Source organism: Metabacillus crassostreae (assembly GCF_016908395.1).
Lineage (GTDB): Bacteria > Bacillota > Bacilli > Bacillales > Bacillaceae > Metabacillus > Metabacillus crassostreae.
In genome coordinates this window covers 1368804-1388576 of record NZ_JAFBDU010000001.1, presented here as the reverse complement: position 1 = coordinate 1388576, position 19773 = coordinate 1368804, and the positions used below count along the sequence as shown (strand labels likewise).

Sequence of the window (19773 nt, the reverse complement as noted above, 5' to 3'; positions counted from 1 at the left end):
TTGTGAAACCCGGCTTTTTTAGTTTTTATTTTATGTAATCTTTTTGTAACATTTCCTCAAATAATACGACTAATGAGTTAAGATTAACTACTTTAAAAGGAAGTGTCGAAATGAGGAAGGTTCTGTACATTATCTTACTATTTCTAGTCATTATTAGTGTTACCGGGTGTAGTAGTAGCTCAACTGAGGAAAGTCAGATGGATAAATCTAGCAGTGGAAGTTTAGATAACTCATCTCAAGAAATGACAGAAGAAAAAATACAGGAAAATTCTGATGAGGTTTCTGAACAAGAGGTTATTAAAGAAGAAAACATGACGTCTTCTAATCAAGATGACGGATCTTATGAGAGAATGGTTATTTATACAGCTGACCTTTCTATTCAAGTTTCAAGCTATGAAGAAACACTAACTTTTATACAAAAACAACTAGAAATTCAAAATGGCTATATCGTTGAATCGAACTCATATACTGTAGAAGAAGGTAAATCAGTAGAAGGAACAATCACTGTTCGCATACCCCAAGAAAAATTCCGTGATTTTCTAAACTCAGTTGAGACAGGAAGTACTAAAGTAGTTAATAAGTCAATTTCAGGTCAAGATGTAACAGAGGAGTATGTTGATCTTGAATCAAGGTTGAAATCAAAAGAAGTTGTGGAAAAACGTCTACTAGATTTTATGGAGAAAGCAGAAAAAACAGAAGAATTATTAAAAATCTCAAATGATTTATCAGCAGTTCAAGAAGAGATTGAGCAAATTAAAGGAAGAATGAATTTTTTGAAAAATAAAGTGAATTTAGCAACTGTAACGTTACATGTAATAGAAGACAAAGTGAATATACCGACTTTGGATAATAAAGAGTTAAACACTTGGGATAAAACCAAAAAACAGTTTATGGATAGCGTTAATTTTCTTTTAAATATAGTTTCTGCTTTTACGATATTCATTGTAGGTAGCTTGCCTGTTTTACTTGTTTTAGGTGGTCTCCTTACGATTGCCTTAATAACGATTAAAAAACGAAAAAAAACAAAGGACACGAAACCACCGATGTAACATGATAAAAGCAGTGATTACGTTGCTAATATCGTTAAAATAAACATGGTAATAAAAATAGTTCCTAATATAGAACTAACACTTAGCAAAATAGATGTTTTTTTATCTACGATTCCATATCGAGGTAAAATCCTTTTAGTTGATAATGTGATCACGATATAGATGAAAATAACACCAACTATGAAAGTAATCCCGTTCGATTGAAACCCTAGAAATGCAAAATAAATACCTGAGAAGAATATTAATAAGCAATATTCGATTAATGTTTGTAATTTCATGCTGTACTCCTTTATAAGTAGATAGCTTATTTTATCATATCCATCAATAGTTGTTGCAAGTGAATCGTTTTAATAATTGATTTAGTTATATCTTTGTTGTTGATTTCCATTACCAGATCCCCTGCAAAAGAGCCTAATCATTAGAAAAAGTCTGCACATTAACAGAAACTTAATTAATGTGCAGACTTTTTTATCTATGATCTTTATTTAAGCAACATTAGTTAGATCATCATCAAGTTGGAAGGATTGTGATCTGGATTTAATTGCAGCTTTGTAAAATAAGGCGATGATAACAACAGTTATCATACTTGCGCCAATATAAGAAATGTTTAGTGGTAAGCCAAATCCTATTGCTGCGTTTAGAATATAAGTTGATGTTGCCATTGTCATAAAGATTCCTGGAATCATTGCAATCCAATAATTTTTCTTGGCGATAAATAAGTACATAGCACCAACCCATAATGCGATAACAGCTGTCGACTGATTTGCCCATGAAAAATATCTCCATAATAATGTGAAATCAATCTTAGTTAAAGCAAAGGAAATTACGAATAAAGGAATAGCAATCCATAATCGGCTAACAATTTTTGATTGTGAAATGTTTAAATAATCAGCAATAATCATACGAGCACTTCTAAATGCAGTATCTCCAGAAGTGATAGGTAGTACAATGACTCCAAGAACCGCTAAAGTTCCTCCGATAGCTCCTAACATGGCAGTAGATGCTTCGCTTACAACTGCAGCTGGACCGCCATTAGCTAATATATCAGCTAATCCATTGTATCCATCAAAAAGGCTCATAGCCGCCGCAGCCCAGATCATCGCGATAATACCTTCTGCAATCATCATTCCGTAAAATATAAATCGTCCTTGTGACTCGTTTTCTGTTGTACGTGAAATGATCGGTGTTTGTGTAGCGTGGAAACCAGATAAAGCTCCACAAGAAATCGTTAAAAATAATAGTGGGAAAATTGGTGCTTTATCAGGATGCATGTTTTCCAAAGTTAATTCAGGAATTGGTGCGCCTGTAATAATTAGTGATGCAGCTACTCCAATAGCACTTATTAAAAGTAAAGCTCCGAAGAAAGGATATAATCGACCAATTACTTTATCAATTGGAAGTAGTGTTGCTAAAACATAATAAATAAAGATAGCAGCTATAATCACTCCGAAAGATACCCATTCAGGAGTTATTCCTGCTAGTAAATTTGCAGGAGCTGTAACGAATACGGTTCCAACTAAAAGTAACAAAAGAATGGCAAATGCGTTTACAACATGTTTCATTGTTTTCCCAAGAAATTTACCAGCTAGTTCTGGTAAATGTGCACCACGGTTACGTATTGAAATCATACCAGTTAAATAATCATGAACAGCACCGGCAAAGATACAGCCAATCACAATCCAAATGAATGCAGCTGGACCATATAATGCACCCATAATTGGTCCGAATATCGGTCCGACACCTGCGATATTTAGTAATTGAATCAATGAATTACGTTTTTTACCCATTGGTAAGTAATCTACATTATCTCTTTTTGTAATAGCTGGTGTTTGTCTAGCTTCTTTCACACCAAATACTTTTTCAACAAAACGACCATAAATAAAATAACCTACTATAAGAAGTACTATTCCGCCAATAAACGTATACATATAGGGAAACCTCCTAGTATTTTTATTCTTGAATACGCTTACATTTATGGTATCAAAGTTATAAGTTTAATAGCTTAATTTATGTTTAACATGTAAGAAAAGGAGTTTAACATGTAGGTAAGGGTTATTAACATGCATTTGTATGAAAAAATAGAAAATGTGCATTTAATTTAATAATTTAATTAAATATTTTCATAGTAGAGATAATCATATATGATGTTAATATCTGTAAAATAATTGGTGTTTGTTCTATTTTTATTTTAAAAGGAATATAACTAATTGTTTTAAGTCAGATAGTAGATGCTGATCTTTACATCAGACAAGTTTATGTAAATCTATTAAAAGGAGAATTAAAATGGAACCAAATTTTATTAAGATAGTAAATGGGAAAAACACTCATTGGAGATACATTCTCTCCCTATTAGTAATTTTAGCATTTATGTTTATCATTGGTGTGATATGTTACATCATAAGTATGCTAATTACTGGTCATGTTAACCCAGATCTTATAAATTTAAATGAAATGGTGATAACAGATCCCCTGGTTGACTTTTACTTATATCATATTGTAAACATTACAACGGTTATTGGAATGTGGATAGCAGCTAGAATGATACTCAAAAGGAAATTAATATCCTTTATTACACCATATAATAGAGTGAACTGGTCTAAAATATTATATGGATTTTTAGTTTCTTTTTTACTGTTTGCTCTATTTTCACTAGTGGATTATATTATCTCACCAAATGATTATATGTTGAATAATTTTGATGGATCTCGTTTTGTATGGCTAGTACTTGCATCAATATTATTGGTTCCTATTCAAACAACATCTGAGGAACTATTTTTTAGAGGTTTTTTGTTACAATGGGTCGGAAAAGTGACGAAAAATCCAGTGGTTCTTACATTAATAGTTGGAGGGATTTTTGGAAGCCTACATTTTTGGAACCCTGAAATGGAGCACGGAGCTATCTGGATAGCAATTGATTATTTGGCAATGGGATTTATCTGGACTTACATAACAATCAAAACGAATAGCTCTGAATATAGTATAGGTGCCCATGCGGCTAACAATATGTTTTTATGTATCTTCTTAACGATGGAAGATACAGTTGTAGGGGATATTCCTTCATTATTCGTTTTGAAAAACGTGAATGCGATGTCATCTGCAATTACAACAGTCTTAATTGGTCTACTATTTATGCTTATCGTTCTTAGGAAATATAAAATAGAGAAAAGTAGATTTTAATCTTATGTTTTACTTACATAAGTAACTTTAGTGAATTATTTGATTGTGAGACAATACAGGCGCTTGCGGTAGTAGAGAATCTTTGCAAGTTGAATGCCTGTAAAGTATGTAGGTCAAAAAAACTGATTATTTAATAACGCCATTTTATGTAGAGCTACTTTTCATTTTGCGATCATTTAATATGTCTTTTATAATAGTCGAGTGAATTGCTGCCCAAGCTTTCTCACGAAAATGTAATATGACGCTAGAAGTTAAAATGATCAAATATAAGGTAATGAAAATGATGAAAGGTAAACTGCCGTTTTGAAACAAAACTTCTTGTAGCTTTTTTGAAAACAGAAATAATAACCATGGACCAGCAGAAACGAAAACAGGGATCATTCCCATCCCATTTTTCTCCTTTAAAACACGATAATAGATTTTTTCTAGTGTTGAACTTTCTTGGTTGTTATAAAAAGATTTTATTTCTTCAATTTCTATTAATTCTTTTAAATCATCCAATGATTGGTTTTGATTTTGGGCTTTTTTAAACTTTATATATAACTTATGTGCATCTCCACGTGATGAAAACATGTTGCGACCTCCATTCCCTAAGATAAATCTTTAACAAATTTGCAAGGAATTATTCGTATGTTTTTTTTTCACTCTATTAAAGAACGTTATAGAATCTTTAAGTGTATGTAAAGTTAACACCAATATACGTATAAAAATTGGACTTTAAGTGTTATAATTATTTAGATGTTTAAAGTATTGGAGGATATTTCATGATTCAAGTTACTAATGTTAGCTTACGATTCGGTGATCGCAAGCTTTTTGAAGATGTTAATATTAAATTTACTCCGGGCAACTGCTACGGATTAATTGGTGCAAATGGCGCGGGAAAATCCACGTTTTTAAAAATATTATCAGGTGAAATCGAAGCACAAACAGGTGATGTTAGTATGGCACCTGGTGAAAGATTGGCTATTTTAAAACAAAATCACTTTGAATATGAAGAGTTTGAAGTTTTAAAAACAGTTATTATGGGACATAAGCGTCTTTATGAAGTAATGCAAGAAAAAGATGCTATCTACATGAAGGCTGATTTCACTGATGAAGATGGAATGAAAGCAGCAGAATTAGAAGGTGAATTCGCTGAACTTAATGGTTGGGAAGCAGAAAGTGAAGCAGCTATTCTTTTAAAAGGTTTAGGAATTAGTGAAGATCTTCATACGAAGAAAATGGCTGATTTAACAGGTGGAGATAAGGTTAAGATTCTTTTAGCACAAGCCCTTTTCGGTAAACCTGATGTTTTACTTCTTGATGAGCCTACAAACCATCTTGATATTCAAGCAATTCAATGGTTAGAAGAATTTTTAATTAATTTTGAGAATACTGTAATCGTTGTTTCGCATGATCGTCATTTCTTAAACAAAGTATGTACACATATCGCTGACTTGGACTTCTCTAAAATCAAAGTATATGTAGGTAACTATGATTTCTGGTACGAATCAAGTCAGTTAGTCGCAAAATTAGGGCAAGAAGCAAATAAGAAAAAAGAAGAAAAAATTAAAGAGTTACAAAACTTTATCGCTCGATTTAGTGCAAATGCATCTAAATCAAAGCAAGCAACATCGCGTAAAAAGTTGTTAGACAAAATTTCATTAGATGATATACAGCCTTCTTCTAGACGTTATCCTTATGTTAACTTTACCCCAGAGCGAGAAATAGGAAACGATGTTTTACGTGTAGATGGTTTATCAAAAACGATCGATGGTGTTAAGGTTTTAGATAATGTAAGCTTTATGATGAATAAAGAAGATAAAATTGCGTTAGTTGGTCGCGATGAGATTGCCATCACAACGTTATTTAAAATTCTATCTGGTGAAATGGAACCTGATAGTGGAACTTACAAATGGGGTGTAACAACATCACAAGCTTATTTCCCTAAAGATAACAGTGAGTACTTCACTGGGAATGAACCTAATCTTGTGGATTGGCTTCGTCAATACTCTCCAAATGATCAAAGTGAGAGCTTCCTTCGGGGATTTTTAGGGCGTATGCTTTTCTCGGGTGAAGAAGTTCTGAAAAAACCTAGTGTTTTATCTGGAGGAGAAAAAGTTCGTTGCATGCTTTCAAAAATGATGCTTAGCGGATCAAATGTCCTATTATTAGATGAACCTACAAACCATTTAGACTTAGAATCAATTACAGCACTAAATAATGGTTTAACAGTATACAAAGGTGCAATGATCTTTACATCTCATGACCATCAGTTTGTCGAAACTATTGCAAACCGTATTATTGAAGTAACATCAAACGGAATAGTAGATAAACAAATGTCATATGACGAGTTTTTAGCTGACAGTACTGTTCAGAAACAAGTCAAGGAACTATACGCATAATAGGATATATATTTTTAACGAATAATAACAATATTGAAAGAGATAGGCAAAATAACTTTTGTTATTTAGCCTATCTCTTTTTTTACCTTTTAACATTGGCTAAGTCGACTATGAGGATAGTTATAAAAAGTTTGAAGGAATTTGATTCTAAATATGTTGAAACCATATTTATGTAATTATATTTCTAGCTTTGTTCTCAGAGCCTTCACATAATTTCTACTAACGGAAAGCGTTTCTTTGTGACCATGTAATTCAAGCTGATATGCACCATTAAACCATGGAACTAACTTTTTGACATCCTTAAGGTTTACAAGATAACTTTTGTGGATACGAAAAAAACGGTAGTCCTTTAAACGAAGTTCAAAATCTTTCAGTGGTGTTTTTGTTTCATATTCAAACACTTTACCAACTATTTTTGTCATCCGATCATCTCGATAAGCAAAAATAATTTCATTCGGATCTATATAAACAATTCCATCTTCACTTTCAATCGCTAATTTTTTGGGTAGGGGTGTAGCTTCTTTTTCATGGTTAGCATTGAACAAACGATCTTCTAGTCTTATTATCGTTTCCTTTATTCTTTCCTCTTCAAAGGGCTTTAAGAGATAATCGATAGCACCATATCGAAATGCATCAACAGCGAAATCAGGGTAAGCTGTTGCAAAGACGATGAGTGGTGGATCTTTTAGGCTGTTAATAGCTTTAGCCGTATCGATTCCATTCATCTGTGGCATTTCCACATCAAGAAATATAACATCTGGTTTTAGCTGAATTGCTTTTACAATTGCTGCTTCACCTGAATCTCCCTCACCAATAACATCGATCGAGTGATCATGTTCTAATAAATGCCGAAGCTCATCTCGACTGTATCTTTCATCATCTATGATTAAGGCTGTAATTTGATGTTTTTTCATTTCATCTCAACCTCCTTTATTTTAAAAGAAACTGATGTTCCTTTATTTAGCTTAGATTCCACTCTTAATCTACTGTCTTCACCGAGTAACAAAAGTAATCGTCTATTCACATTATACAATCCAAACCCTGTACCATTTTGACTATCAACAATGGATGTGATAATAGTTTGAAGCCTTTCCTCATCAATGCCTTTACCGTTATCTTTTACGATGATTCTCACGCTACTATTATCAATTTTCTTTATGGAGAGTTTAATCATACAATTATGTGCCAAATCTTTTATTCCATGTTTTATTGCGTTTTCAACTAGAGGCTGCAATGTTAGGGTTGGGATTTTTTTGGTCAAAGCTGATTGATCAATATCATATAAAATCACTAAACGATCTACAAAACGAGCCTCTTCAATTGCTAAATATGCTTGAACATGATCTAATTCTTCTTTGAGAGTCGTCCAATTTGTTGTTGTACCTGTTAAGTTCTTTCTGAAATACTGTGATAAGTAAACAATTAGCTTTCTAGCTAGTTCAGGATTTGTGCGTATTAATGAGACGATAATATTTAATGAATTAAATAAAAAATGAGGACTAATTTGTGCCTGAAGTGCTTTTATTTCAGCTTCTTTTGCTAATTGTTTAGCTTGCTCCGCTTCAGAAATTTCCAATTGATTACTTAATAAAGAGCTAAGGCCACGTACTAGCTCGATATCCAGGTTTGAAATGTCTTTTTCAAAATGAAAGTAAAATTTTAAAGTTCCGATTGTTTCATCTCTTATTTTTAATGGAGCAATAACAGCAGCACCTAGCGGACAATTATTCATTTTACATTGTATATCTTTTTGGTTTGCTATTGTTAATGTTCCCTTTTTTAATACTTGCTTTGTTAAGGAAGTTTGAATTGAGATATCTGTTTTATGGTGATCATCTGCTAAACCGATATGAGCAAGTATTTTATCTTGGTTTGTGATGGAAATTGCAATAGCATCTACTTCTTTTAGTATAATACGACATACGACTTCAGCTGTTTTTGGTGATAACCCATTTCTTAAGTAAGTAAGCGTTTGTTCTGCTAGTCTTAAAGATTTTTGTGCTTGTGTAGCACCAACCTTTTCTTCCTCATTTACAACACTTTTTACTATCAGGAGGAAAATTGCAGAGCCGACCCCGTTAGCGATAATCATAGGGATTCCTATTGATTGAACCAATTGAAGTGCTTGTAGAAAAGGCTTTGAAACGAGAAGTATGACTAGCATTTGAGTAGCTTCTGCAAAAGCACCAACAACTAAAGCTGTAGATAAATTAATGCGTGCTCGCTTTTTATGAAAATATCCTGCTAAGACACCAGCTAAAATTGCAGATAATCCACAAGAAACAGCAGTAAATCCACCTAGTGAAAAGCGGTGAAGTCCAGAAATAATCCCTGCTCCAATTCCAACTTTGTATCCGCCAAGTAAACCAGCTATGATAATCCCGATTACTCGTGAGTTTGCTATAGCTTCCTCGCTTGAAAGTTCATATGCCCATCGATTAAATTGAAGAGAATTTGTATCAAATGTAACTCCAGAATATGTACCAATAATTCCAAAAAGACCAAAGAAGGCAATTGCGTAATATTGATGCTTTCTACTTATCTCATTTCGTTGTATCATTTGCCTGAAAAATGGTAATCTTGTTACTAGAAATGCAACAGTAACTATGATTCCAAGTCGCTCAAGCATTGTGAGTAGAAGTTCAAACATAGACATTTCTCCCTAATTCTTCTGTAAATTTAGAGAACAATCATTAACCAACACCGTAATTTAAATAATATCATTAAAATAATGGTTTTCACATGACAAATTGTCAGCGCTTTCCTATACTAGAAGGAAACTATTGATCAATGAGTTCTCAAAACATATAAAAATTCATAGTTGTGGAGGAACTAGTAAAATAGATAATAAAAAGAATGGGTGTTAAGAATACTTATAGTTAAGTAGAAGTTCCTTGTCAAGAATGATGTCTAAGTCTTACAGTGCTTTAGTAGAACATATGAAAAATCAACATTAAGCTTTAATATAACCATTAGAAAAGGAGCTGAGATAATGAAGGTTTTAGTTGTAGGAGCAGGAGCAGTAGGTGGTTATTTTGGTGGAAGATTGGCTGAATCAGGTGTAGATGTTACCTTCCTTGTTAGAGAGAAACGTCAACAACAACTGAAAGAGAATGGACTTAAGATAAAAAGTGTTCATGGAGATTATTCATTTTCACCAAAAACAATAGTAAGTACTGATTTGAGTCATGAGAAATATGATGTTGTGATAATTGGTACAAAATCTTATCATTTACAAAATGCTATCGAGGATATTAAACATTTTGTTGCTCAGGAAACTGTAATCATCCCATTGTTAAACGGAATAAAGCATATAGACGTACTAAAAAGTACTTTTCTAGAAAATCAAGTTATTGGTGGCTTATGTTTTGTTGAATCAACAGTTGATCAAGATGGAGTCATAATTCAATCAAGCAAAACCCATGACTTTGTTTATGGAGAATTTACCGGAATAGAAACAGATAGAATACAAAAAATTAATGAGGCTTTTTCACAAACAAAAGCATCCATAAGAAAAAGTGATACAATTTTAAAAGATATGTGGCATAAATATATGTTCATTAGCGGACTTTCTGGTATTACTACTCTTTTTCGTTCAAGTATTGGTCCAATAAGAGAAGCGAAATATGGATTAGAGATGATTGAAAATTTATTTTTAGAGATTGGGTCAATTATGCGAGGAATTGGTGCGCCTATTGATGATCATATTGAGAATTTACAACTTCATAAAATAAACGAAATGTCATATGATATGAAATCGTCTATGCAAAGAGATATGGAAAAGAAAGAGTCCATTGAAGGAGAGCATTTACATGGTCACTTGTTAACTTTAGCTAAAGAAAATAATATCCATACACCATACTTAAAAATGACTTATTCTAATCTTTCTACCTATAACAAACAGCACTTTGCTTAACGGCTTTTTTCTTCATTTGCTTTCGACTATGATGAAGATAGAATAACTGTAAATTACTTCGAAATAATAATTAATACATAATAATAAGGCATAATTAAAGAAGTGATACAAAAAAACGAATCAATCTAAATTTAGTTCAGTTGAAAGAAATAATATTCGTTCCATTACGCTGGAGACACTCTCATTCCTCTATTCCCATAGGAGTCGAGTTGTCTTCCGCTTCATTAACTAGTTCTTAAAAATTGTATGATAAATTAAAAAAATCTATTGAAGAAGGCAAATAAATACCCGAACTATTAGGCTAATGATAACCCGTAATATCACCTAATAATTCGGGTTGTCATTAGCCTAAATACTTATGTCCCAGCCTCTTTTAGTTTATTGATGTTTCTCTAAAAGTAAAAGTTTTTCTCTCAACATGTTGTGATCTAAGTCTTCACCGATAAATACTAGTGTTTGCGTCCTTTTCATCGGTTCTTTCATATATAGGGGCATACCATAAGAATATTGGAAAAGGTAGCTATCTGATGAATGGGTGAAGCCTATATATCCTTTAATTCGGTATATTGTATCTGGCATTTCTCTTAAAAACTGTTCGAACTCACTTAAATCAATTGGATGAATAAATGTATGAACATAAGTACGCAGGTGGAGTTTTTCATGTACATGTGCTGATTCATGCTGTTGTTTGTTTATCATTTCTTTAGGTTGAATCATCGAAAGTGGTACTCTTGCAAACTCTGTCATAAGCAGTTTTCCACTTTTGTTTAATCCTTGTATTTCAGAAACTATTGCTGATTGTTCATCTTCAGAAATCGAATCTATTTTATTTAGTAATATAACGTCTGCGTGTTGTACTTGTTCAATTAAAAGCTTACGTAATTGAATGCTTAATTTTGAACGATCTTTCCACCTTTTAGCATCCACAGTCGATATGATTGCTTTTACATTTAGCTTTTCCGCAAAAAGGGGTGAAAGGCAAGCATCTAATACCTCTATTGGATGTGCAACTCCAGTCGTTTCAATGTATATAGCATCAAGATCAAATTCACGTAACATGTTTTCGAGCTGTACCTCAAGTTGACCCTGAATTGTACAGCAAACACAGCCGTTTAATAACTCTTTTAGTGGTGTTTCTTCTGAAACAGCATTTGAATCAATCGAAACCTCACCAAGCTCATTCATAATAACGGCAATCTTTCTTTGTTGTTGCTTTTCTTGAAATAAAATATTTTGAAGTAATGATGTTTTTCCTGCACCTAAAAACCCTGATAAAATATATACTTCTACTTTCTTCATGTTTATTTCCTCTCATTATTGTGGTAAAAAATCAAAAAGGGTCTGACTAAAAGTCTCGACCCTTTTACATAACTTTGCAATATAAAGCTATAGTTTGGGCTTGCATTAGTATTCTGTTATTGTAATCTATGGAAGAAAGCCCTACCAAAGGTGTAGTGATTCACATCTGACTTTTTTAAGAATAAATTAGCTGGTATTAATACCTCTATGAATCATAACGTAATTATTTCTTGAACTAACAGTTTAAAATGCCCATGTGCCGTTTTTGAAAATTGCTTCTGAAGTACCATCTTCAGAAATACCGTCTATATCCATATTAGCAGAGCCAATCATGAAATCTACATGTGTAATACTAGAGTTCACTCCGACTTTTTCTAGCTCTTCTCGAGACATTTTCTTTCCACCTTCAACACAGAAAGCATACCCGTTTCCAATTGCTAAATGATTTGATGCGTTTTCATCAAATAGTGTGTTATAAAATAGAATACCTGATTGTGAGATCGGTGAATCGTGAGCCACCAAGGCGATTTCACCTAAATAATGTGATCCTTCATCTGTGTCGACAAGCTGTTTTAGTACCTCTTCACCTTTTTCGGCTGTAACAGAAACAATTCGGCCATTCTCAAACTTCAAACTAAAGTTATCAATTAAGTTTCCACTATAGCTAAGAGGTTTTGTACTTTGAACAACACCGTTTACACCATTACGAAGTGGGACTGTGAAAACCTCTTCTGTAGGCATATTTGCCATAAAGAAATTTCCTTTTTCGTTTTCACTACCTGCGCCAACCCATGTGTGTGTATCATGAAGTTCAATAGTTAAATCTGTGCCTGTTGATTTATAATGTAGTTTTTTATAACGCTTTTTATTTAAATATTCTACCTTTTCATGTAGGCTATCATTATGTTTTTTCCAGGTTTCTACAGGATCCTCCTGGTCAATACGAGTTGTTTTAAAAATAGCTTTCCATAGCTTTTCAATTTGCTTGTCTGGTGTTTCATCTGGAAAAACTTTTGCAGCCCATTCTTTTGAAGCTGCAGCAATAACTGTCCAACTTGCTTTATCTGCTTGTAAGTAGTTTCGGTATTTTGTTAAAGCAACTCCAGCAGCTTTTGTTGATTGTGCAATACGCTTAGGATCTATTCCGCTTAAAAGGTCAGGATCAGAAGAAATGATTGACATAAATGCCCCATCGTTTTCGGCAAGTGTTTCTAATCCTCTTGCTTTCCATTCTGGATAGTCACTTAAAGCATCACTTGAAGCTAACTCAAACCTCGTTCGTGTTATAACATCATCATGCCATTCAACATAAACATTTCTTGCTCCTGCTTCATAAGCTTTTTTTACAACAAGACGAACAAATTCCGCTGCTTCTGTTGACGCATTTATTGTTAAGTTTTGATTTTGTTGGATATTCACACCAACACGTACAGCTAATTCAGCATATTTTTCTAAATTGCTTTGGAAATTAGACAAAAATAACCCTCCTAATATGAGTGCATTATGTAGTATGTATTTTTTAAAAAGTTTATGTAACTCTTCAATTCATTTTATCAAAACATTGATAAGAAAGAAAAGAGATAGCCTTTTTAAGTCAAAATACTTTGAGTTAAAAAGGAAAGTATATAAAATAAGGATTAATGAGGTGATGAAGTGAACTATCTAGATGAACAATTTATAAAAAATATTACTCAAAAGAAATTACTAGAAAAAACAGATGAATTATCCAAGGAATTTGCGCTGTTTTCTGAGAAGCATGATAAAGAAGGTAGTTTTCCTTTTGATAACTTTGAACGCTTAAAGAAAGAAGGCTATTTAAAGCTTACAATACCAGTGGAGTTCGGTGGGGCAGGTGCATCACTTTACGATTTTTTATTAGTACAAGAAAAAATCGCTCAGGGTGATGCTCCCACTTCCTTATCATTAGGATGGCACTTAGGATTAATTATGCATCTTAGGGAAACAAAAAAGTGGGAATACACTACTTTTAAAAATGTATGTGAAGATATTATTAAAAGAGATAAGCTAATAAATAGTGCTGCTACAGAACCTAACTCTGGAAGTCCGGCAAGGGGAGGGAAACCAGAAACAGTTGCAACGAAAGTAGGGGGAAAGTGGATCATAAATGGTAAGAAAATTTTCACATCATTAGCACCTGCACTTGATTATTTTATTGTTCCGGCAACAATTGAAGCAACAGGTGAAATCGGTGATTTTCTTATCCCAAGATCTGCAAACGGTTTATCAATTGAAGCTACATGGGATACACTTGGTATGCGTGGAACAAGAAGTGACGACTTGCTATTACACTCAGTTGAACTGCCAGAGGAAGCATTAGTGGAAAGAAAACAAAAAAAAGAAAGACCTTCTGCACAAGGGTGGCTTCTACATGTACCAGCTTGTTATATCGGTATTGCTATTGCGGCTAGAAATGAAGCTGTTCAGTTTGCCAAAACATATCAGCCTACAAGCCTTACCTATCCAATTAAAGAGGTACCAGAGGTAAGAAGAAAAATAGCTGAGATGGATATAAAGCTTACTACAGCTAGAACCTTAATGTATTCAACTGCTGAAAAATGGGATAAAGTACCAGATGACCGTGCTAAATTGGCCTATGATTTGGCAGTTACAAAAACAATTGTAACAAATGATGCTGTTGAAGTAGTTGATTTGGCAATGAGGGTAGTAGGAGGACAGAGTTTATTTAACACTAATCCACTTCAAAGATATTACCGTGATGTAAGAGCCGGACTGCATAATCCTCCATCAGATGATATAACGTATAAAATCTTAGGAGACCGAGCGTTTAGAGATTAAAATGATAGTAAACAACGGATTACTACTTGAATAAATCAGAATCTTAAGTGATTATCGATCTCATTTTCACATAAAGTAGGTTTAGTTTGATAGATTTTTTAAAAAGAGCTGATAAAAAGCTCACATAATAAACATCAAAGCAAAATAAAAGAGCATTCTAGAGTGAATAATTCATTCGAGAATGCTTTGTTTACTATAAGTCATTTAAGGTTTAACTTTATACTCTGCTTGCTATAGTCATGATATACATAACACCACTTCCAAATATTAAGATACCTATAACATACATGTTGATTATTGCGCTAATTAAGCTTCTTCTTGAAATCATAGCAATAAACGAATAGGTAAAACCAATCAATAATATCCCTACAGCGACAGAAATTGAATATGTACCTATCAAGTTACTCGTAAGTATAAGTAAAGATAAAATTGGAAAACAAAACGGAATGAATTGATAGAAAGTAGAGTTTTTCCCCTTGTTCAATGAAAATGCTCCTCCTTACTTCGTAAATTTATTTCCCTTGAACTTGAACAACTTCATTATTAGAAGTAGGACTAGTTGGCATATTTGCTAATGAAACACTCATGCCCCCCATAATAACCACTGCTAAAGTTAAGCTGATAATAATTCTTCTACTAAGATCTCTCACAAATGAACCTCCTATTAAAATCAAATATTAGACGTTGTGATATATAAGAAAGTTTCACAACTTTTGACAAAACTAACCTTACGTTTATTAGTAAGTTGAAACAAGCTGTATAATTAAATGTAAAGATGCCTAGAATGCACGATCAAAAAGTTAAACATTAAAGTGTGTCTTATTTCATTACTATATGAGCCAGATATAATTTATTCGAAAATAACAGAATTGATGCTAAAAAAATTGTAAAGTTTTTGTAAATTGAATAAGTGCTTCTCTAATGTAGATTCTTTTTTAGGAATGTATATTGTAATTCCCTAATGTTAAGGAAAAAGTAGCTTTAATCTAACTGATATGATCTGGGTAAATATAGTAGGGACAATCCTCCATATACTGAGCAACATAAATGGTATAACATGCAAAAAAACTTAAAGCTCTAAATGGAGAACTTTAAGTTTGGCAGAAAGCAATTATTTATTATTTTGCAGCTTTTAGTAATTTATTTATAACCGTAAGTGATTTTCCAGTTCCAATTGCAACAGACTCTAAAGGATTAGGAGCAATATGAACGGGAACATCCATTTCTTCACTGACCCATTCTTGAAGTCCCTTCAATAAAGCACCACCACCAGTAAGAATCACACCCCGGTCGACAATATCTCCGCTTAGCTCTGGTGGACAATCTTCTAAGGTGGCTCTTATAGCCTCTAAAATATGTAATAGAGACTCTTTCATTGCATCCTGCATTTCTAGAGAAGATACCGAAATTGTTTTTGGTAATCCTGTAACTAAATCTCTTCCACGTATTTCTTTTTCAATACTTTCATGATGAATAAGCGCATAACCAATTTCTGTTTTCAGCTGTTCAGCTGTTCGTTCACCTATAAGAAGGTTATAATTTTTTCGAACATATTGAACTATATCTTCATCTAACTGATCTCCTGCAATTCTAATAGAATGACAAGTAACAACTCCACCGTAAGAGATGATTGCAACTTCAGTTGTACCTCCACCTATATCTACAATAACATTAGCAATCGGTTCTTCAACAGGTAAGTCAGCTCCAATTGCTGCAGCTACAGGTTCCTCTATTAAATGGACTTGCTTAGCGCCAGAGCTTTTTATTGCGTCTTGTATCGCTCTTCTCTCCACAGAAGTGGCCCCGGAGGGAGTACATACAACGACTGTAGGTTTTCTAATGGACATTCCAAGCTTTCTAGAAGCAATTTTCATTATATGTCGTAGCATATCTGTAGTCACATCATAATCTGCAATAACTCCATCTTTTAATGGTCTTATTGCTACAATTTTCCCCGGCGTTTTTCCGATCATATTTTTAGCATCAGTTCCTACTGCAAGCACTTTATTTGTTGTGGTATCAATCGCTACAACAGAAGGCTCATTAAGAATAATTCCTTTATTTTTTGTATAAACAAGTATATTTGCAGTACCTAAATCAATACCAATCTCAGTAGTAGTTAACATATAAATAAACCTCATTTCTTACTTTTTTAAAATGGTGAAAATTACTATAAAGTTTTACAATGCCCATGATGGTAAGCCGTTAATGGACTTTTTAAAGCCAATTTTTTAGTGAATCAGTTCTTTTATATTATTTGTTATATGCTGTAGTTTTTTGTAGGTTGACTTCATATTGTAATACAACTGTCATCAATTTAATGGTTTAAGATTTTATTGAAATAACATTCTTTACTGGTTAAAAGCTTTAAAGTAAAAGTATTTTAAAGTAGCATAGTTTATATAATATTTTTCAAAGAAAAGAGAATTAGAATGTGAATTTTAATTTATATGGTAGAAAAGGTGACGAAGTAATTGATATATATGGTTTTTAGGATATAGAGATATAAATGAGTTTAAAGTCCTAGATAAAAGAATAAACTAGGTATAAATGCTAGTTAGAATTTTTAGAAAATAGAATTTTCGTACTATTTATTATATTCAAATAAGATTCTATAATAGTTTCATAGAGTAAATAGTTTCTTTTAAAAAGTATTTTAAAAGGTAACAATCTACTATATAAAAACTGAAGGGGGAAAAGATGTGAGAAAATTGAAAAGAGCAAGAGAAAGAAAAAAGAAAAGCTTGTACCGATTAACTAAAGTGTCAACAACTACTATTTTAGTAGGAGGCTTGCTGTTTGGTACATACTTACCTTTTACTCAAACCGTACAAGCAGCTTCTGCTCCATTAGAATCTGCACCTATTGATTTAAATATCATTCCAGAGGATCGCTTAGCTGAAGCACTGAAGGAGCAGGGAGTTATTTCAAAAAATGCTTCTGCTGCACAAGTGAAAAAAGCAGTAAATGAATATATTAATAATAAGCAAGGCACGAAGCCTGCTGGTGAAGGTGAAGATCATTCAGATCATCATCATTCAGAAGAACAGAAAGAAAAGCTAGATAAAAAAGCTAAAGATTTCTTAACGAAACAAAAGGACAAGCTAGCTAAGCAGTTAAATAAAGGACATAAAAATTACAAAAAAGGCAAGCCGAATGGAGCAGTAAAAGTAAATGCAGCAAAACAAGCTCCATACAAAGGTGATGTTCGTACAGATAAAGTTCTAGTGCTTTTAACTGAATTTGCTGATTTTAAGCATAATAATGTTGTACAAGAAGAAGGCTATATGTACTCAGATGACTTCAATAAAGAACATTATGAAAAACTAATGTTTGGCGATGAAGCATTCACGTTATTTAATGGGGAGAAAGTGAAAACGTTTAAGCAGTTTTATGAAGAGCAGTCTGGTGGAAGCTACACTGTTGATGGAACTGTATCTGAATGGTTAACTGTTCCTGGAAATGCAAAGGAATATGGAGATGACAATCCTGCAGGTGGTCATGATAACTTAGATCCAAAGGGTCCAAGAGATCTTGTGAAAGATGCGCTAAACGCGGCTGCTGCATCAGGGATGGACCTAGCTGAATATGATCAATTTGATTTGTACGATCTTGATGGTGATGGTAATCAAAATGAGCCGGATGGGTTAGTTGATCATTTAATGATTATCCATGCTGGTACAGGTCAGGAAGCTGGTGGCGGTTCTTTAGGAGATGATGCGATATGGTCACACCGCTGGACTTTAGATGGCGTCTACCCTGTTGCAGGTACAGATGCTGCAGTTGATTATTGGGGTGGCAATATAGCAGCATTTGATTACACGATCCAGCCTGAAGATGGAGCTGTTGGAGTATTTGCACATGAATTTGGACATGACTTAGGGTTGCCTGATGAATATGACACTCAATATACAGGTCAAGGTGAGCCTGTTGCTTCATGGTCAATTATGAGCGGTGGAAGCTGGAATGGAAAAATTGCAGGAACAGCACCAACAAGTTTTTCGCCACAAAATAAAGAGTATTTCCAAAAAATGATGGGTGGAAATTGGGCAAACATTCTTGAAGTTAACTACGAGGATATTGATAAAAAAGGTATGGCTTCAGTGATTGATCAAAGTGTTACAAAATCCAAAAATCCGGGAATTATCAAAGTAAACTTACCAAAAAAGAATGTTGAAGGAATACTACCAGCTTACGGTGAAAAGTACTATTACAGTACAAAGGGTGATGACCTTCATACAACATTAGAAACGCCAGAGTTTGATTTAACAGGAGTATCAAATGCTACGTTTAACGCTAAAGCATATTACGAAGTAGAATTTGATTATGATTATTTATACGTAAATGCTGTTGTTGAAGGTGGAGAAACTGTAGAATTAGATGTTATTGGTGATGAAAATACACAAGGTGGCTATGAATCTACTTTAGGAAAATGGAATGATTTATCCTATGATTTAAGTCAGTTTGCTGGAAAGAAAGTAAAGCTGATGTTTGAATATGTAACAGATGGTGGATTAGCACCAGAAGGATTTGCGATTGATAATTTAAGTGTAACAGCAGATAACAAAGTGATTTTCTCTGATGATGCTGAAAGTAATTCTGCTGTAACACTTGATGGGTTTATTGTATCTAATGGATACTCTCAAGCTGACAATCACTACTACCTAGAGTGGAGAAATTATGCAGGTTCAGATAAGGCACTTGCATACTCTCGTGGAGCAGTTTATAACACAGGATTAGTTGTTTGGTATGCTGATGATAGCTATACAGATAACTGGGTTGGAGCGCATCCTGGAGAGGGTTTCTTAGGTGTTGTTGATTCACATCCTGAAGCAGTATTTGGAACATTGAATGGTCAAAAGACAGTCACTCAAAGTACTCGCTATCAAATAGCTGATGCTGCATTTTCTTTGGACAAAACACCAGGATTTTATATCGATTCACCAACTCGTGGGGCATATGACTTCTTAAGTTATAAAGGATCTAGAAAATTTGATGACTCTAAAACTTATATTAATAGTGCCATTCCAGATGCTGGACGAATTGTTCCAACACATGGTTTAAAGTTTGAAGTAATTGGTGAGGCAAAAGACAATTCTGCAGGAGCAGTTTGGATTCATAAGTGATTTAA

Annotated in this window: 16 protein-coding genes; 6 read left to right on the top strand and 10 right to left on the bottom strand. The window is 33.4% G+C overall.

The window, feature by feature from the left end; genetic code table 11:
- Window positions 1-110 precede the first annotated feature (110 nt).
- Entirely contained in the window at window positions 111-1049 is a 939-nt protein-coding gene (locus JOC75_RS07235) for a DUF4349 domain-containing protein (protein WP_204953338.1), read from the top strand.
- 17 nt (window positions 1050-1066) lie between these two features.
- Here the strand turns inward: JOC75_RS07235 and JOC75_RS07230 are convergent, their stop codons facing one another.
- Window positions 1067-1327: a hypothetical protein gene (locus JOC75_RS07230; protein ID WP_204953337.1), complete on the bottom strand. Its 261-nt coding sequence runs from the start codon at window positions 1325-1327 to the stop codon at window positions 1067-1069.
- Window positions 1328-1534: 207 nt separating this feature from the next.
- Window positions 1535-2977, bottom strand: coding sequence for a carbon starvation CstA family protein (locus tag JOC75_RS07225; protein WP_204953336.1), 1443 nt, complete (start codon window positions 2975-2977; stop codon window positions 1535-1537).
- Window positions 2978-3332: 355 nt separating this feature from the next.
- Here JOC75_RS07225 and JOC75_RS07220 point away from each other — a divergent pair, with 355 nt between their 5' ends.
- Window positions 3333-4226: a CPBP family intramembrane glutamic endopeptidase gene (locus JOC75_RS07220; protein ID WP_204953335.1), complete on the top strand. Its 894-nt coding sequence runs from the start codon at window positions 3333-3335 to the stop codon at window positions 4224-4226.
- A gap of 144 nt (window positions 4227-4370) precedes the next feature.
- Here JOC75_RS07220 and JOC75_RS07215 read toward each other — a convergent pair whose 3' ends face one another.
- Window positions 4371-4799, bottom strand: coding sequence for a hypothetical protein (locus JOC75_RS07215; protein ID WP_204953334.1), 429 nt, complete (start codon window positions 4797-4799; stop codon window positions 4371-4373).
- 191 nt (window positions 4800-4990) lie between these two features.
- On the opposite strand from JOC75_RS07215, the gene JOC75_RS07210 reads away from it, so the two are divergent.
- Window positions 4991-6610: an ABC-F family ATP-binding cassette domain-containing protein gene (locus JOC75_RS07210; protein WP_204953333.1), complete on the top strand. Its 1620-nt coding sequence runs from the start codon at window positions 4991-4993 to the stop codon at window positions 6608-6610.
- A gap of 176 nt (window positions 6611-6786) precedes the next feature.
- Here the strand turns inward: JOC75_RS07210 and JOC75_RS07205 are convergent, their stop codons facing one another.
- Window positions 6787-7524 (bottom strand): LytR/AlgR family response regulator transcription factor, encoded by a 738-nt coding sequence (locus tag JOC75_RS07205; protein WP_204953332.1) that lies wholly within the window; start codon window positions 7522-7524, stop codon window positions 6787-6789.
- Window positions 7521-9260, bottom strand: coding sequence for a sensor histidine kinase (locus JOC75_RS07200; RefSeq protein WP_204953331.1), 1740 nt, complete (start codon window positions 9258-9260; stop codon window positions 7521-7523). The genes JOC75_RS07205 and JOC75_RS07200 overlap by 4 nt, the downstream gene beginning before the upstream one ends.
- Window positions 9261-9602: 342 nt before the next feature.
- Between JOC75_RS07200 and JOC75_RS07195 the strand changes: the two genes are divergently transcribed.
- The gene (locus JOC75_RS07195) at window positions 9603-10526 is read left to right on the top strand and encodes a ketopantoate reductase family protein (protein ID WP_204953330.1); all 924 of its coding nucleotides are present in this window, start codon (window positions 9603-9605) and stop codon (window positions 10524-10526) included.
- A 378-nt stretch (window positions 10527-10904) separates the two neighbouring features.
- Here JOC75_RS07195 and JOC75_RS07190 read toward each other — a convergent pair whose 3' ends face one another.
- Both JOC75_RS07190 and JOC75_RS07185 read right to left on the bottom strand, forming a co-directional pair.
- Window positions 10905-11825 (bottom strand): CobW family GTP-binding protein, encoded by a 921-nt coding sequence (locus tag JOC75_RS07190; protein ID WP_204953329.1) that lies wholly within the window; start codon window positions 11823-11825, stop codon window positions 10905-10907.
- Between the two features lie 243 nt (window positions 11826-12068).
- Window positions 12069-13301 (bottom strand): aminopeptidase, encoded by a 1233-nt coding sequence (locus tag JOC75_RS07185; protein ID WP_204953328.1) that lies wholly within the window; start codon window positions 13299-13301, stop codon window positions 12069-12071.
- A 177-nt stretch (window positions 13302-13478) separates the two neighbouring features.
- Here JOC75_RS07185 and JOC75_RS07180 point away from each other — a divergent pair, with 177 nt between their 5' ends.
- Window positions 13479-14642, top strand: coding sequence for an acyl-CoA dehydrogenase family protein (locus tag JOC75_RS07180; RefSeq protein ID WP_204953327.1), 1164 nt, complete (start codon window positions 13479-13481; stop codon window positions 14640-14642).
- Between the two features lie 217 nt (window positions 14643-14859).
- Here the strand turns inward: JOC75_RS07180 and JOC75_RS07175 are convergent, their stop codons facing one another.
- From JOC75_RS07175 to mreBH, 3 genes are all read right to left on the bottom strand, one after another.
- Window positions 14860-15126, bottom strand: a complete 267-nt coding sequence (locus tag JOC75_RS07175) for a hypothetical protein (RefSeq protein ID WP_204953326.1) — start codon at window positions 15124-15126, stop codon at window positions 14860-14862.
- A 28-nt stretch (window positions 15127-15154) separates the two neighbouring features.
- Entirely contained in the window at window positions 15155-15292 is a 138-nt protein-coding gene (locus JOC75_RS07170; RefSeq protein ID WP_168714469.1) for a protein YkpC, read from the bottom strand.
- A gap of 468 nt (window positions 15293-15760) precedes the next feature.
- Entirely contained in the window at window positions 15761-16768 is a 1008-nt protein-coding gene (gene mreBH / locus JOC75_RS07165) for a rod-share determining protein MreBH (RefSeq protein ID WP_204953325.1), read from the bottom strand.
- Window positions 16769-17419: 651 nt separating this feature from the next.
- Between mreBH and JOC75_RS07160 the strand changes: the two genes are divergently transcribed.
- Window positions 17420-19768, top strand: a complete 2349-nt coding sequence (locus JOC75_RS07160; RefSeq protein ID WP_476703446.1) for an immune inhibitor A domain-containing protein — start codon at window positions 17420-17422, stop codon at window positions 19766-19768.
- Window positions 19769-19773 lie beyond the last annotated feature (5 nt).